15 protein-coding genes are annotated in these 13,589 nt (G+C 77.1%); 5 read left to right on the forward strand and 10 right to left on the reverse strand.

Translation table 11 applies throughout. The features are described 5' to 3' along the window. Positions 1-54: 54 nt before the first annotated feature. The 3 genes from GYH36_RS10750 to pdxR all read right to left on the reverse strand — a co-directional run bounded on the left by GYH36_RS10750 (position 55) and on the right by pdxR (position 2,513). Entirely contained in the window at positions 55-660 is a 606-nt protein-coding gene (locus tag GYH36_RS10750; RefSeq protein ID WP_024841815.1) for a TetR/AcrR family transcriptional regulator, read from the reverse strand. Positions 661-665: 5 nt separating this feature from the next. Beyond that, the gene (locus GYH36_RS10755; RefSeq protein WP_024841814.1) at positions 666-989 is read right to left on the reverse strand and encodes a DMT family transporter; all 324 of its coding nucleotides are present in this window, start codon (positions 987-989) and stop codon (positions 666-668) included. 63 nt (positions 990-1,052) lie between these two features. Continuing rightward, on the reverse strand, positions 1,053-2,513 hold the full coding sequence (gene pdxR, locus GYH36_RS10760) for a MocR-like pyridoxine biosynthesis transcription factor PdxR (protein WP_162289844.1): 1,461 nt from the start codon (positions 2,511-2,513) through the stop codon (positions 1,053-1,055). 66 nt (positions 2,514-2,579) lie between these two features. Between pdxR and GYH36_RS10765 the strand changes: the two genes are divergently transcribed. Continuing rightward, a complete protein-coding gene (locus GYH36_RS10765) occupies positions 2,580-3,524 on the forward strand; it encodes an EamA family transporter (protein WP_203231763.1) in 945 nt (314 codons plus the stop codon). Beyond that, on the forward strand, positions 3,521-4,510 hold the full coding sequence (locus GYH36_RS10770; protein WP_162289845.1) for a 1,4-dihydroxy-2-naphthoyl-CoA synthase: 990 nt from the start codon (positions 3,521-3,523) through the stop codon (positions 4,508-4,510). Before GYH36_RS10765 ends, GYH36_RS10770 begins: the two co-directional genes overlap by 4 nt. Positions 4,511-4,551: 41 nt before the next feature. On the opposite strand, the gene GYH36_RS10775 is transcribed toward GYH36_RS10770, so the two are convergent. Together GYH36_RS10775 and GYH36_RS10780 are read right to left on the reverse strand one after the other, a co-directional pair. Next, positions 4,552-4,797 (reverse strand): hypothetical protein, encoded by a 246-nt coding sequence (locus tag GYH36_RS10775; protein WP_024841810.1) that lies wholly within the window; start codon positions 4,795-4,797, stop codon positions 4,552-4,554. Positions 4,798-4,930: 133 nt separating this feature from the next. Beyond that, a complete protein-coding gene (locus GYH36_RS10780) occupies positions 4,931-6,007 on the reverse strand; it encodes a DUF3048 domain-containing protein (protein ID WP_312028595.1) in 1,077 nt (358 codons plus the stop codon). Positions 6,008-6,104: 97 nt separating this feature from the next. On the opposite strand from GYH36_RS10780, the gene GYH36_RS10785 reads away from it, so the two are divergent. After that, positions 6,105-7,367, forward strand: a complete 1,263-nt coding sequence (locus tag GYH36_RS10785; RefSeq protein ID WP_162289846.1) for an AMP-binding protein — start codon at positions 6,105-6,107, stop codon at positions 7,365-7,367. Positions 7,368-7,414: 47 nt separating this feature from the next. Then, the gene (locus GYH36_RS10790) at positions 7,415-8,284 is read left to right on the forward strand and encodes a 1,4-dihydroxy-2-naphthoate polyprenyltransferase (RefSeq protein ID WP_024841807.1); all 870 of its coding nucleotides are present in this window, start codon (positions 7,415-7,417) and stop codon (positions 8,282-8,284) included. An 81-nt stretch (positions 8,285-8,365) separates the two neighbouring features. On the opposite strand, the gene GYH36_RS10795 is transcribed toward GYH36_RS10790, so the two are convergent. Further along, a complete protein-coding gene (locus tag GYH36_RS10795) occupies positions 8,366-8,680 on the reverse strand; it encodes a DUF4229 domain-containing protein (protein ID WP_024841806.1) in 315 nt (104 codons plus the stop codon). 31 nt (positions 8,681-8,711) lie between these two features. Here GYH36_RS10795 and GYH36_RS10800 point away from each other — a divergent pair, with 31 nt between their 5' ends. Next, on the forward strand, positions 8,712-9,146 hold the full coding sequence (locus GYH36_RS10800) for a PLD nuclease N-terminal domain-containing protein (protein WP_162289847.1): 435 nt from the start codon (positions 8,712-8,714) through the stop codon (positions 9,144-9,146). A 122-nt stretch (positions 9,147-9,268) separates the two neighbouring features. On the opposite strand, the gene ccsB is transcribed toward GYH36_RS10800, so the two are convergent. From ccsB to GYH36_RS10820, 4 genes are all read right to left on the reverse strand, one after another. Next, positions 9,269-10,285, reverse strand: coding sequence for a c-type cytochrome biogenesis protein CcsB (gene ccsB / locus GYH36_RS10805; protein ID WP_155098044.1), 1,017 nt, complete (start codon positions 10,283-10,285; stop codon positions 9,269-9,271). After that, on the reverse strand, positions 10,282-12,132 hold the full coding sequence (gene resB / locus GYH36_RS10810) for a cytochrome c biogenesis protein ResB (RefSeq protein ID WP_162289848.1): 1,851 nt from the start codon (positions 12,130-12,132) through the stop codon (positions 10,282-10,284). Before resB ends, ccsB begins: the two co-directional genes overlap by 4 nt. A 1-nt stretch (position 12,133) precedes the next feature. Beyond that, positions 12,134-12,928 (reverse strand): cytochrome c biogenesis CcdA family protein, encoded by a 795-nt coding sequence (locus tag GYH36_RS10815; RefSeq protein ID WP_162289854.1) that lies wholly within the window; start codon positions 12,926-12,928, stop codon positions 12,134-12,136. Between the two features lie 68 nt (positions 12,929-12,996). Continuing rightward, a partial coding sequence (locus tag GYH36_RS10820; protein WP_203231766.1) for a TlpA family protein disulfide reductase occupies positions 12,997-13,589 on the reverse strand: 593 nt, incomplete at its 5' end.

Here is a 13,589-nt window from a genome sequence, read left to right on the forward strand (position 1 = left end):
GGCCCGCGAGGCTACCGGGCGGTCGGGGCCGGTCGCGCACGCCACCCGCCGGGGTCAGCTCGCGGTGTCTCGCCCGACGAGGTCGGCGACGAGCTGGACGGCGAGCGCGCGCACGTCGTGCCCCTCGCTCAGCGCGCTCACCGCGGCGCCGTCGACGACGGCCACGACGAGCGCGGGCGGGACGCTGCCGAGGCCGCGGACGGCGAGGAGCTGCGCGATCGCGTCGTCGAGGCCCTGGCGACCCTCGCCGTAGGCGCGTGCGAGCGCCGGGTAGCGCCCGGCCCCGACGAGGTGCTCGTAGAAGCCCCGCACCTCGGTCTCGCCGCCCGGCGGCAGCACCGCGTCGACGAGCACGTGGGCGTCGAGGCGCGCGCGGTCGCCGCCGCGGGCCGCGCGCTCGGCGGCCCCGCGGGCGTGCTCGGCCCAGCCCGCGACGATGACCTCGCCGGCCGCGCCGATGAGGTCGTCGAGGCCCGTGAAGTAGTAGGTCGTCGCGGCGAGCGGGACGTCGGCGCGGGCCGCGACGGCGCGGTGCGTCACCGCGGCGGGGCCCTCGCGGAGGATGAGGTCGGCGGCGGCGCGCACGATCGCCTCGCGGCGTGCGACGCCGCGGGCCTGGCGGCGCGGCACGGGCCGCGACGGGGCGGTCTCGGTCGGCATCGGTGTCAGTGCCCTCCCCCGGAGAGGTTGAGCCCGACGACCCCGGCGACGATCAGCACGAGGGAGATCACCTTGAGGACGGTCACGGGCTCGTCGAACAGGACGACGGCGAGGACCGCCGTCAGCGCGGCGCCGATCCCCACCCAGACACCGTAGGCCACGCCCACGGGCAGCGACTTCAGGGCGATGCTCAGTCCGACCATGCTCAGCACGAGCATGACGACGAACCCGACGCTGGGCCACAGGCGCGTGAAGCCGTGCGAGGCCTTGAGGCTCAGCGCCCAGCCGGCCTCGAGCATGCCGGACGCGACGAGGACGATCCATGCCATGGGGGTGCTCCCTGGGATCGGCGCACCGGGTGGCAGGGCCCGCCGTCGTGCGCAGAACTGGTACTAACGTACCAGTTCCTCACCCGGCGTCAAGCACGCGGTCCGGAGCACCTGCACGACGCCCGGCACGTCGCCCTCCCGGACGCGTGCCGTGCCCACGACCACGCCGTGCCCGGCCAGGCTGGAGGACGTGCCCCCGAGAGGCTCCGCCGGCACGCCCGCGGCGCGCAGCCCCGCGACCGCGGCAGCCTCCGCGGCCGCGCCCGGGACGGGGACGACGAGGTGCAGCCCCGCCGCGACGCCGCCCACGCGGACGCCGGGCAGGGCGGTCGCGAGCGCGTCGAGCAGCGCGCGCCGCCGCCGCAGGTACACGAGCCGCGCGCGCCGCAGGTGCCGCTGGTACGCGCCCGAGCCGAGCAGCGCCGCGAGCGCCGCCTGCTCCGGCACGGACGTGCCGAGGTCCGCGCGGCGCTTCGCCTCCACGAGCGGGCCCACGACGCGCGGCGGCGCGACGACCCAGCCGAGGCGCAGCGCCGGGGACAGGAGCTTGGAGACCGAGCCGAGCAGCACGACACGCTCCGGGTCGAGCGCCTGCACCGACGCCACGGGCCGGCGGTCGTAGCGCAGCTCGGCGTCGTAGTCGTCCTCGAGGACGAGGCGGTCCCCCGCCGCTGCCCACGCGAGCAGGGCGCGGCGCCGCGCGGGCGCGAGCACGACCCCGAGCGGGAACTGGTGCGCCGGCGTCACGAGCGCGGCGCGCGCGTCGTCCGGCAGCAGGTCGGCCCGCAGCCCGTCCGCGTCGACCGGCACCCCGGCCGTGCGCAGGCCCGCGTCGTGCAGCAGGTCGAGCGCCCCGCGCGACGACGGGTCCTCCACCGCCACGCGCACCGGCTCCCCCGGCGCGGGGCCCCCGCGCGTGCCCGGGCTCGGGGCGACCCGGCCGGTCGCGAGGAGGCGCGCGAGCAGCGCGAGCCCCTGCGCCACGCCGCTGACCACGACGACGTCGGACGCCGTCACGCGAGCGCCGCGCGCACGGCGCAGGTGGACCGCGAGCGCCTCGCGCAGCGCGGGCAGACCCTGCGGGTCCGGGTAGCCGAGCTCGGCGTCGGCGAGACCGCGGACGCCGTCGCGCACCGCGCGCGCCCACGCCGCGCGCGGGAACAGCGCCGGGTCGGGCGTGCCCACGCTCACCCCGCGCGGGGCGGCAGCGCCGCCCGGGGCCGCCCGGGTCACCGCTCGCGCCGTGCGGTCGGGCGCGGGCAGCGACGCCACGACGACGCCCGAGCGCGGGCGCGACACGAGCAGCCCCTCGCCCACGAGCACGTCGACGGCGGCCATGACCGTCCCGCGCGAGACGCCGAGCGCCGCCGCGGCGTCCCGCCCCGAGGGCAGCACGGTCCCGGCCTCGAGCCGACCGTCCACGACCGCGGCGCGCAGCCCGTCGCCCAGCCACCGACCGACGTCCCGGCCGGGGCGCGGGCCGAGGACGAGCAGCAGCGCGTCGGGCTCGAGGCGCGTCGTCATCTGGCCCAGTGAACCAGGCACGACCTGGCCCTGCACGGTGGCCCAGCGCGCTCCTACGGTCGACGGGTGACCACCGCCCCCGCCCCCTCCCTCCCCACCGGGACGCTCGCCACCCGGACCGGCGACCTGCGCTGCGCGGCCGCCATGGCGATCGTCGGCGCCTCGTTCGTCGCGTCGGCCGCGCTCGCCGGCTTCCCCGTGCTCGGCGGTCAGGCCGTGCGCTACGCCGTCGCCGCGCTCGTCCTGCTCGCCGTCCTCGCCGTGCGGCGCGCGCCCTGGGTCGTGCCGTCGCCGCGCGCGCTGCTGCGGCTCGCCGCCCTCGCGGCGACGGGCCTCGTCGGCTTCAGCGTCCTCGTCGTCGAGAGCGCCGCGCGCGCCGACCCGTCGCTCGTCGGGGCCGTCGTCGGGGCCTCGCCCGTCGTGCTCGCCGCGTCCGCCGCGCTGCGCGCCCGGCGCGTCGCCGCGCGCACGCTCGCGGCGGCGGTCGTCGTGACCGCCGGCGTCGTGGTCGTCGAGGGCGGCGGCCCGGGCGACGCCCTCGGCGTCGTGCTCGCGCTCGGCGCGCTCGCGTGCGAGGTGTGCTTCTCGCTCCTCGCGGTGCCGCTCCTGCCGACGCTCGGCGCGCTGCGCGTCTCCGCGTACGCGTGCGTGCTCGCCGTCCCCCAGCTCGCGGTGCTCGGCCTGGCCGCGCAGCACCTCGCCGGACGCCCCTTCCTCGCGGTGCCGGACGCCGGGGAGCTCGCCGCGCTCGGCTTCCTCGCCGTCATCGTCACGGCCGTCGCGTTCCTCCTGTGGTACTCCGGGCTCGCGGAGATCGGCCCCGCGCGGGCGGGCCTCCTCGCGGGCCTCCTGCCCGTCGCCGCGCTCGCCGCGTCCGTCGTGCTGGGGTTCGAGGAGCCGGGCGTGCGGCCCCTCGTGGGGACGCTCGTCGTGGCGGCGGGCCTCGTCCTCGGCCTCACGACGCCGCGCGCACGCCGCCCGGCCGCGCACCGGCTACCGTGGCGGGCGTGAGCAGCACCGACGACTCCCCCGCCCTCCCCCGCCAGGTCTCCGAGACGTTCGACCCCCGCGCGTGGCGCGACGTCGACGGGTTCGAGGGGCTCACCGACATCACCTACCACCGCGGCGTGGAGCGCGACCCGGACGGTGGCGTCGTGCGCGACCTGCCGGTCGTGCGCGTCGCGTTCGACCGGCCCGAGGTGCGCAACGCCTTCCGGCCCCACACCGTCGACGAGCTCTACCGCGTGCTCGACCACGCGCGCATGACGTCCGACGTCGGGACCGTGCTCCTCACGGGCAACGGTCCCTCGCCCAAGGACGGCGGCTGGGCGTTCTGCTCGGGCGGCGACCAGCGCATCCGCGGCCGCTCCGGGTACCAGTACACGACCGCGCCCGACGGCGGGGGCGACGTGCACACGCGCGACGCCGTGGACCCGGGCCGCGCGGGGCGCCTGCACATCCTCGAGGTGCAGCGGCTCATCCGGACGATGCCCAAGGTCGTCGTCGCGGTCGTCAACGGGTGGGCGGCCGGGGGCGGGCACTCGCTGCACGTCGTCGCGGACCTGTCGATCGCGAGCCGCGAGCACGCGCGGTTCAAGCAGACCGACGCGAACGTCGGGTCGTTCGACGGCGGCTACGGGTCGGCGTACCTGGCGCGGCAGGTGGGGCAGAAGCGCGCGCGGGAGATCTTCTTCCTCGCGCGCGAGTACTCGGCGCAGGACGCCTACGAGTGGGGCGCGGTGAACGAGGTCGCGGACCACGCGGACCTGGAGGCGCTCGCGATCGAGTACGCACGTGTGATCGCGACGAAGTCGCCGCAGGCGATCCGGATGCTCAAGTTCGCGTTCAACCTCGCGGACGACGGGCTCATGGGCCAGCAGGTCTTCGCGGGCGAGGCGACGCGCCTGGCGTACATGACGGACGAGGCCGTCGAGGGGCGCGACGCGTTCCTCGAGCGGCGCGACCCGGACTGGGGCCGGTTCGGCTACGCGTTCTGAGCCGCCGCGGGGCGGTTGCGAGCGGCGGGCGACCGGTCGGGTCAGGAGCCGCCGACGAGGCTCGTGAGCATCTCGATGAGGCCGCGGCCGACGAACGCCGCCGCGACGGCGAGGCCGAAGAGCAGGCCCACGGAGACGGCGACGGGGGCCGCCGAGCGCGCGACGCCCGGCTCGTCGTCGCGCGCGGCGCGCGGCGCGTACGACGGCGGGAGCGGGGTCGGCGAGGCGCCCTCGCGCGGGGCGTCGGGCTGGGACGGGTGGACGGGGTGCGGGACGACGGTTGCCATGACTCCACGGTGCCGTCCCCGGCCCCTCCGCCGCGTCGGCCCCGCGGCTCGACCTGCGCGCCGGCCGGTCCTCCTCGGGACGGAGCGGTCGTCCGCCCGCGGGATGAGCGCCGCACGAGCGGGCGCCCGCGCGTCAGCCGATCTCCCAGCTCCCCGAGCCGAGCGGGACGAGCTCGAGCCACGTCGTCCCCGGCTCGAGCTCGACGGGCGCCCCGTCCGTGCCCGTGAGCACGAGGGGTGCGTCGACGGCTTCCTTGGACCACGTCACGGGCACCTGCCGGCCGCCGCTCGCGACCACGCCGTCCCCCGTGCCGACGAGCAGCGTCTCGGGCACGGGCACCCCGGCGGGGTCCTTGAACCGGGTGTTCTGCAGGGGCGCCGCGAGGAGCACGACGTTGGTCGCCGCGAGCCGCACCTCGTCGGACGACACGGCCGGGGCGTCGCCCTCGCTGCGCACCCAGCGCCCCTCGCCGCCGTCCCACTCCCACACCGCGCGACTCGCGAACGTGAGCCGCACGTCGAGGCGCGCCGCCTCGGTACCCGTCGCGGTCGCGGTGCCCGTCCCCGGCTCGCGCGCGAAGACGAGCTGGGCGGGCGGCGGCGCGGCCCGTCCGTCGTCGGCCTGCGCCCACAGCTCCTCGGGGCTCGCGTAGACGTTGTGGGGCGCGCGCCGGGTCCGCGTCGTGACGAAGCCGTCGTCGCCCTCGTCCATGACCACGGACTGCGTGCCGGCCGCCTCGACCGCGTCGACGAACGGCTCCTGGCCGCCCGTGTACGCGAGGACGCCGTGCAACGGCGCGACGATCGCCGGGTCCATCGGGCGCACCGACCGGACGGGGCCCACGAGCTCGGGGACCTGCGAGTGGTAGACCGCGACGAACCGCGTGATGCCGCCCTCCACGACCTCCTCCCACACGACGTCGGCCTGCTCGAGGCCCGTCTGCGGGCGCGCCTGCTGGGCGTTCTCGATCTTCACCGCGAGCGCCGGCCGGTCCGCGACCTCCTCGGCCGCGACGCCGGTGAGCGGCCAGACGAGCGGGACCTCCGGCGTCGGGGGCGTGCCCTTGTCCGCGGCGACCTCCGCGTCGACCGTCTCGGTCACCGGCGCCGCGGGCTCCTCGGCGCCGCAGGCCGTGAGCGCGAGCAGCGCAGCCACGAGCACGACCGCCCGCACGGGGCCGGGCGCGGCCCCTCGTCCCGTTCTCGTCACCCTCGACCCTCCCGTCGGCCCAGGGCCCGAGCCCCGTGACAGCCCCTCGACGGACGTGCGTCCGGGGTCACCCTACGGCCCGGCCTACGCTGATCCGGTGACCCGCGCCGTCGTCCCCGCCGATCTCGACGACCTCGTCCGGTCCGTGGGCGCCGCGCTCGACGGCGCGGGGCCGGCCGTCGCGCCCGTGCCCCTGCTCCCGTTCCGCGGTGCCGGACGGCCGGGTGCCGTGGACCTGCCGCCCGGGACCGCGCTCGTCCTGCGCACGTCGGGGTCGACCGGCGACCCGCGCGAGGTGCTGCTGGCCGCGGCGGCCGTGCGCGCCTCGGGCGCCGCGACGCACGAGCGTCTCGGCGGGCCCGGGCACTGGCTCCTCACGCTACCCGCCACCCACGTCGCGGGCGTGCAGGTCGTCGCGCGCGCGCACGCGGCAGGCCGCGGGCTCACCGCGGCCCCGGCTGGGGAGCCGTTCACCCCGCGCGGCTTCGCCGACCTCGTGGCGCGCTCCCCGCGCGGCGGGCGTCGCTACGTCTCGCTCGTGCCCACGCAGCTGCACCGGCTCGTCACGGCCGCGGACGCCGGCGACGACGACGGCGCCGCGGGTCTCGACGCGCTGTGCGCCCTCGACGCCGTGCTGCTCGGCGGCGCGGCGACGCCCCCGGTGCTGCTGCGCCGCGCGCGCGAGGCCGGCGCGCGCGTCGTGACCACGTACGGCATGACGGAGACCTCCGGCGGGTGCGTCTACGACGGCGTCCCGCTCCCCGGCGCGCGCGTCCGGCTCGTCGGGTCCACGGCGCAGGACGGCGCGGGAGTCGTCGAGCTCGCCGGACCGTTCCTCGCGACCGGCTACCGCGGAGCCCCGGACGCGACCGCCGCCGCCTTCCGCACCGACGACGACGGCACGCGCTGGTTCCGCACGAGCGACCTCGGCCGGCTCGACGGACCGCCCGGCGGCCCCGTGCTCGCGGTGCTGGGGCGCGCGGACGACGTCGTCGTCACGGGCGGCGTCAACGTCGCGCCGGCGGCGGTCGAGGACGTCGTCGCGGAGGTCGACGGCGTGGGCGAGGCGTGCGTCGTCGGGGTCCCGCACGCCGAGTGGGGCCAGGAGGTCGTCGCCGTCGTCACGCTGCGGGACGCGGCGCGCGGCGACGACGTCCCGGACGGTGCCGCACCGGTCGCGGACGCCCCCGCCGACCTCGTCGCCGCCGTGCGGGCCCGCGTCGCGGATAGGCTGGAGCGGCCGGCCGCGCCCCGCCGCGTGCTCGTCGTCCCGGGACTCCCGAGGCGCGGGCCCGGCAAGGTGGACCGCGCCGCGGTCGCCCGGCTCGCCGCCGCGCACGTCGCGGCCCCGGGCGGCTGAGCCGCGACCCGCACCCCGCACGAGCCGCACGACCGAGACGGAGCACCATGGCCAGCACCACCGAGTGGATCGCGGGCGCCCGCCCGCGGACCCTGCCCGCCGCCGCGACCCCCGTCCTCGTCGGGTCGGGCGCCGCGGCCCAGGTGGGCGGCTTCGCGCTCGGACCCGCGCTCCTCGCGCTCGGCGTGGCGCTCGCGCTCCAGGTGGGCGTCAACTACGCCAACGACTACTCCGACGGCGTGCGCGGCACGGACCTCGACCGCGTCGGGCCGATGCGCCTCACCGCGACCGGGGCGGCCCGCCCCGGCCAGGTGCGCGCCGCCGCGTTCGGCGCGTTCGGCGTCGCGGCGGTGCTCGGGCTCGTGCTCTGCGCGGTCACCGGCCACTGGTGGCTGATCGCCGTGGGCGCGCTCGCGATCCTCGCCGCCTGGTACTACACGGGCGGACGCAACCCGTACGGCTACCGCGGCCTCGGCGAGGTCGGCGTGTTCGTGTTCTTCGGGCTCGTGGCCACGCTCGGCACCACGTACACCCAGTCGGGCGTCGTCACGTGGCCGTCGGCCGTCGGCGCCGTCGCCGTGGGCCTGCTCGCGTGCGCGATCCTCATGGTCAACAACGTCCGCGACATCCCCACGGACGTCGTCGCGGGCAAGCGCACGCTCGCCGTGCGGCTCGGCGACTTCCGGGCGCGCCGCGCGTACGTCGCGATGATCTGGCTCCCGCTGCTGCTGGCGGTCGTGTGCGCGTTCGCGTCGCCGTGGGCGCTCGCGACGCTCCTGCTCCTGCTGCCCGCGGCGCTGCTCAGCGTCCCCGTGATCGCGGGCGCGCGAGGCCCGCTGCTCGTCCCGGTGCTCGCCGGGACCGGCCTGTACGAGCTCGCCTACGGCGTGCTGCTGGGGGTCGGCCTCGCCCTGTGACCCCGGCCCCCGGCGAGGGCCGAACTCTCGACGAGGGCCGGGCTCCCGACGAGGGCCGCGGCTCCCGGTGAGGGAGTCCGCTCAGCGCGCGGGCGCAGCCCCGTCGCCGGCCGGCGCGTCGCCCGACTGCGCGTCGAGAGCGGCGTCCTCCGCGGCGGCGTCGTCCTCGATCTCGCGCGAGAACCGCTCCCCCGTGCGCGCGCGGTGCTCGGCGCGCGCCGCGAGGTAGCGCGAGGCCGCCTCGCGCGGCCCGCGCAGGGTCAGGTAGGAGAGCATGAGCGCGACGACCGCGGCGACGAGCACGAGGAGCCAGTCCCGCAGGCCGGCGAACCAGAGGACTCCCAGCGCGACCGCGAAGAGCAGCAGGCGCAGGACGGAGTAGACGACGACAGGCACGACTCCAGGGTACGGCCCGTAGGCTGGAGCCATGCTTCGCGTGCTGCTCCCTCTCCTCGCCGTCGGCCTCGCGGTCTACGCGCTCGTCGACCTCGCCTCGAGCGACGAGGAGGAACGCGGCGGGATCCCGAAGGGGCTGTGGGTGGTCCTCATCATCCTGCTGCCGTTCCTCGGGCCGATCGCGTGGATCCTCGTCAAGCGCGCGGGCCGCTCCGGCTCGCGCTACGCGGGCGGCCGACCGGGCACGCCGCCGGCGCCCGGTGCGCGGCGGCGGCGCAACGCGCCCGTGGCGCCCGACGACGACCCGGACTTCCTCTGGCGGCTCGAGCAGGAGCGCCGTCGTCAGGCGCGCGGCACGAGCCCCGGCACGGCGGACGGCCCGCCCACCCGCCCGGAGGACGACGGCGACGTCCCGCGCCCCGGCGCGAGCAACGGCTCGGACGACGGGGACGACTCCGTCCGCTGACCGCGGCCCGGCGGCGGGGCGCGGCGGCGCCGAGCATGCGGACGGCGCCGTGGCACGGGTGTGCGGCGGCGCCGTCCGCGTGGTGCCTCTCCTCCGTGGTGAGGCCCGGATAGCCGGTGCCGCTACTCCGTGGTGAGGCCCGAGTAGGAGTGCTTGCCGTTGAACAGCAGGTTCACGCCCGTGAAGTTGAACAGCACGCACGCGTAGCCGACGAGCACGAAGTACGCGGCCCGGCGCCCGGACCACCCGCGGGTCGTGCGCGCGTGGAGGTAGGCCGCGTAGACGATCCAGACGACGAAGCTCCAGACCTCCTTGGGGTCCCAGCCCCAGTAGCGGCCCCACGCGTGCTCGGCCCAGATGGCGCCGCCGATGATCGTGAAGGTCCACAGCACGAACGCGACCGCGTTGAGGCGGAAGCTCAGCGCCTCGAGCTGCACCGGCCCGGGCGTCGTGTCGAGCCAGCGCCAGCCGCGCGCGCCGAGCACCGCGTTGCCGCCGTCCCGCGAGTCACGCAGGAGCTGCAGCGCCGACGTGACGAACGCGACGGTGAAGATGCCCGTGGCGATGATCGCGACGCCCACGTGGATGACGAGCCAGTAGGACTGCAGCGCGGGCTGGACGCCCGTCGCGACGACGAAGAAGGCGTTCTGGGCGAGGCCGAGGAAGAGCACCGACAGGCCCGTGACGAACGAGCCGAGGAAGCGCACGTCGCGCGTGACGGACACGCCCAGGAACACCGCGAGCGCGACGAACGCGCCGACGAGCGTGAACTCGTACATGTTGGCCCAGGGCGCGCGCCCGGCGGCGATGCCGCGCGTGACGATCGCGACGAGCAGCAGCGCGGTGCCGAGCCACGTGACCGAGATCCCGATGTTCGCGGCCTTGCGCGACGGCGCGGGGGCCGCGGCCGGTGCCGCAGGGGCCACCGCACCGGGGCCGTAGGGCGAGGCGGGGGTCGTCCCGCCCGCGGCGGCGGTCGCGAGCACCTCGGTGCGCTCGGCGCCCTCGTCGTGCGCGTCCGCCTCGGCCTCGGGACGGCCCGCGAGCCGCGTGAGGTCGATCGCGAACGCGACGAGCGCCACGGTCAGCGCGGTCGCCGCGGCCCAGACGAGGTCCTGGCTCAGCTCGGCTACGGTCATCGGTCAGCCTTTCGTGCGCGGTCGCGCGCGGTCGGGTCCTGGGCGGGGGCCGCAGGCGTGGAGGTGCGGTCGTCCGGCGTGGGCCCCGCCGGGTCGGTGAGGTCGCCCTCACCCGATGGTGCCACGCCCGGGAGCGCGGCGAGAAGCGCGTCGACCTCGCCCTGCAGGCCGGCGTCGTCCCCGCGGGCCAGCCCGGCCACGGCGACGACCGTGCGCTCGCGCGGTGCGCCGTCGTCGTCCGGCCCGGGCACGTCCTCGCGCCACGCGCGCACCCACACGCGGCGGCGCGGCGTGAACAGCGAGACGGCGAGCCCGGTGAGCGCCCCGAGCGCGAACACGAGGACCCACGTGAGCGAGGGGTCGTGGCGCAGGTCGAGCGCGACGTACCGGGGCAGCGAGTCGAACGAGATCGTGCCGAGGCCGTCCGGGAGGTCCACGGTCTCGCCCGGGGCGACGAGGAGGCGCACGCGCTGGCCGTCGGCGTCGACCGACGGCGTGAGATCGTCCGTGTCGAGACGGTAGACGTTCTGCGGCAGCCCCTCGTCGAGGCCGAGGTCGCCGCGGTACACCTCGAGCACGAGCAGCGGGTTGATCGGCTGCGGGTACACGGACGTCGCCGTCGCGCCGTCCTCGCTGAGCTCCGCCGTCGGCAGGAAGTACCCGACGAGGCCGATCTGGTCGAGACCGGGCGAGACGTCCGGCACCTTGATGACGCCGCGCGACGTGTACATCGTGTCCTCGGGGAGGAACGGCACGCGGCCGGAGAACGCGACCTCGCCGTCGGCGTCGCGCACCGTCACCTCGGGCGCGAAGCCGTTGCCCTGGAGGTAGATCTTGGCGCCGCCCGCGGTGAGCGGGTGGTTGACCTTGATCGTCTCCTCGTGCGTCTCGCCGTCGGGGTCGCGCACCGTCACCGTCGCGGTGAAGTCGCGCGACTGCGCGAACGCGACGGAGTCGGCCGCGAACTCGGACTCGAAGGCGTCGAGCGTCATCGAGAACGGGACGAGCGACGACGGACGGAACCAGGCGCCGTTCTCGAACGTGTCGTAGTCCACGACGGCGTTCGCGAACCCGCGGCCCTCCGTGACGATCGCCTGCCCGCGGTAGTGCAGGAGCTGGCCCGTCGCGACGGCGACCAGGAGGCCGACGAGGGACAGGTGGAACAGCAGGTTGCCCGTCTCGCGCACGTACCCGCGCTCGGCCGACACCGTGCGCGCGGCGGGACGCGCCGCGGAGCGGCCGCGCGCGGGGGCCGCGTCCTCGGTCCCGGTGTCGACGCGGAAGGTCGGGAGCCAGGACAGCCGCCCGCGCAGGTGGGTGCTCGCCGCCGCGACGACCTCGTCGGGCGTCGCGTCCGTGACGGCGCGGGCCTGCGCGGGGAAGCGGTCGAACCGGCGCGGCGTGCGCGGGGGGCGCGTGCGCAGGGCCTGCCAGTGCGCCTTCGTGCGCGGCAGGATGCAGCCCACGAGCGAGACGAACAGCAGGAGGTAGATCGCCGAGAACCACACCGAGGCGTAGACGTCGAAGAAGCCGAGGCGGTCGAGCCACTCCCCCGTCGTCGGGTTCTCCTGGAGGTAGCGCAGCACCGCGGCCGGGTCCTGCGGGCGCTGCGGCAGGACGGAGCCCGGCACCGCCGCGACCGCGAGCAGCATGAGGAGCATGAGCGCGACGCGCATGCTCGTGAGCTGACGCCACGTCCAGCGCAGGGTGCCGCGCCAGCCGAGGCTCGGGAGCGCGGGCGTCGTGCCCCCGCCGCCACCGGCGGCGAACGCGTCGTCGATGCCCTCGGGGCGGTACCCCGCCGCCTGCTCGCCCGACCTCTCGGCCTGACCGGTCCGTTCGGTCATCTCACACCACCGTCACGTAGCCGCCGATCCAGCCCTGCAGCGACGTCGTCCACGTCGTCCACAGGCCCGTGACCAGCGCGAGGCCGATGAGCACCAGGAGTCCGCCGCCGATCCGCATGATGGCGAGGCGGTGCCGGCGCAGGAAGCCGAGCATGCGCTGCGAGCTCTGGAGCCCGAGCGCGATGAGCAGGAACGGCACGCCGAGGCCGACGCAGTACGCGACCCCGAGGAGCGCGCCGCGACCCGCCGAGGCCTCGCTCAGCGAGAGCGCCTGCACGGCGACGAGCGTCGGGCCGAGGCACGGCGTCCAGCCGAGGCCGAACACGACGCCCAGCAGCGGCGCCCCCCACAGCCCGGCCCGCGGGCTCAGGTGCAGGCGCCGCTCGCGCTGCAGGAACGGGACCGCGCCCATGAATGCGAGCCCCATGAGGACGACGACCACGCCGAGGACGCGCTGGATGACGTCCTCCCAGCGGACCAGGTGCACGCCGACCGCACCCGCCGCGAACATGAGCGCGACGAACACGAGGGTGAACCCGGCGACGAACAGCCCGACGCCTGCGAGGACGCGCCCGCGGCTCGGCGCCGCGACGCGCGTGGCCGTCGTCGTGCCGCCGGACCCGACACGGCCGCCCCCGGCGCTCGCCGCGGCCATCCCCGAGACGTACCCGACGTACCCGGGCACGAGGGGCAGCACGCACGGCGACGCGAAGGACACGAGCCCGGCGAGGATCGCGACCGGGACCGCGAGGAGCATCGACCCGCTGAAGACCGTCGTGGCGAACGTGTCGCCCACGCTCGTCGCGGCGGCCGCGGGGAGCACGGCCGGGGCGGTGGCGGCGAGGGGCGCGAGGGAGACCACGGTCAGCCGTCCGCCTCGTCCTCGGCCAGGACGTCGTCGACGAGCGCGGTGAGCGTCGAGCCCTCGGCGAGCCCGATGACCCGCGCGGCGACGCGGCCCTCGCGGTCGAGCACGACGGTCGACGGCACGGCCTGGAGCGGCACGGTGCCCGAGAGCGCGGCGACGACCTCGCCGCTGCGGTCGTCGATCGACGGGTAGGGCACCTCGAAGCGGCGCTGGAACGCCTGCGCGGCGCCGGCCTCGTCGGTCGTGTTGATGCCGAGCACCCGCACGCCGTCGTCGGCGCGGTCGTTCGCGAGGGCCACGAGGTCGGGCGCCTCGGCCCGGCACGGCGCGCACGCCGCGTACCAGGTGTTGAGCACGACGACGTCGCCGACCCACGCGCTCGTGTCGACGGGCTCGCCCTCGTAGTCCGTGCCGGTGAGCGTCACGACGTCGCCCCGCTCGCCGGCGTCCCACGTGCGGACCGAGCCGTCGCCCGAGACGTAGCCCTGGCCCACGACGTCGGTCGTCGCGCCGGAGTCCTGGGCGCACGCGGCGAGGCCGAGCGTCGCGGCGAGCGCGACCCCGGCCGCGAGCGCGCGGCGGCCGGCGC

This window comes from Cellulosimicrobium composti, from assembly GCF_010287905.1.
Lineage (GTDB): Bacteria > Actinomycetota > Actinomycetes > Actinomycetales > Cellulomonadaceae > Cellulosimicrobium > Cellulosimicrobium composti.

What these genes read in the sequence shown, in the direction of transcription:
- GYH36_RS10790 (WP_024841807.1), top strand. Translation starts at nt 7,415, where the DNA reads ATGGCCAGCACCACCGAGTGGATCGCGGGCGCCCGCCCGCGGACCCTG.
- GYH36_RS10775 (WP_024841810.1), bottom strand. Translation starts at nt 4,797, where the DNA reads ATGGCAACCGTCGTCCCGCACCCCGTCCACCCGTCCCAGCCCGACGCC.
- pdxR (WP_162289844.1), bottom strand. Translation starts at nt 2,513, where the DNA reads ATGACGACGCGCCTCGAGCCCGACGCGCTGCTGCTCGTCCTCGGCCCG.
- ccsB (WP_155098044.1), bottom strand. Translation starts at nt 10,285, where the DNA reads ATGACCGTAGCCGAGCTGAGCCAGGACCTCGTCTGGGCCGCGGCGACC.
- GYH36_RS10800 (WP_162289847.1), top strand. Translation starts at nt 8,712, where the DNA reads ATGCTTCGCGTGCTGCTCCCTCTCCTCGCCGTCGGCCTCGCGGTCTAC.
- GYH36_RS10755 (WP_024841814.1), bottom strand. Translation starts at nt 989, where the DNA reads ATGGCATGGATCGTCCTCGTCGCGTCCGGCATGCTCGAGGCCGGCTGG.
- resB (WP_162289848.1), bottom strand. Translation starts at nt 12,132, where the DNA reads ATGACCGAACGGACCGGTCAGGCCGAGAGGTCGGGCGAGCAGGCGGCG.
- GYH36_RS10750 (WP_024841815.1), bottom strand. Translation starts at nt 660, where the DNA reads ATGCCGACCGAGACCGCCCCGTCGCGGCCCGTGCCGCGCCGCCAGGCC.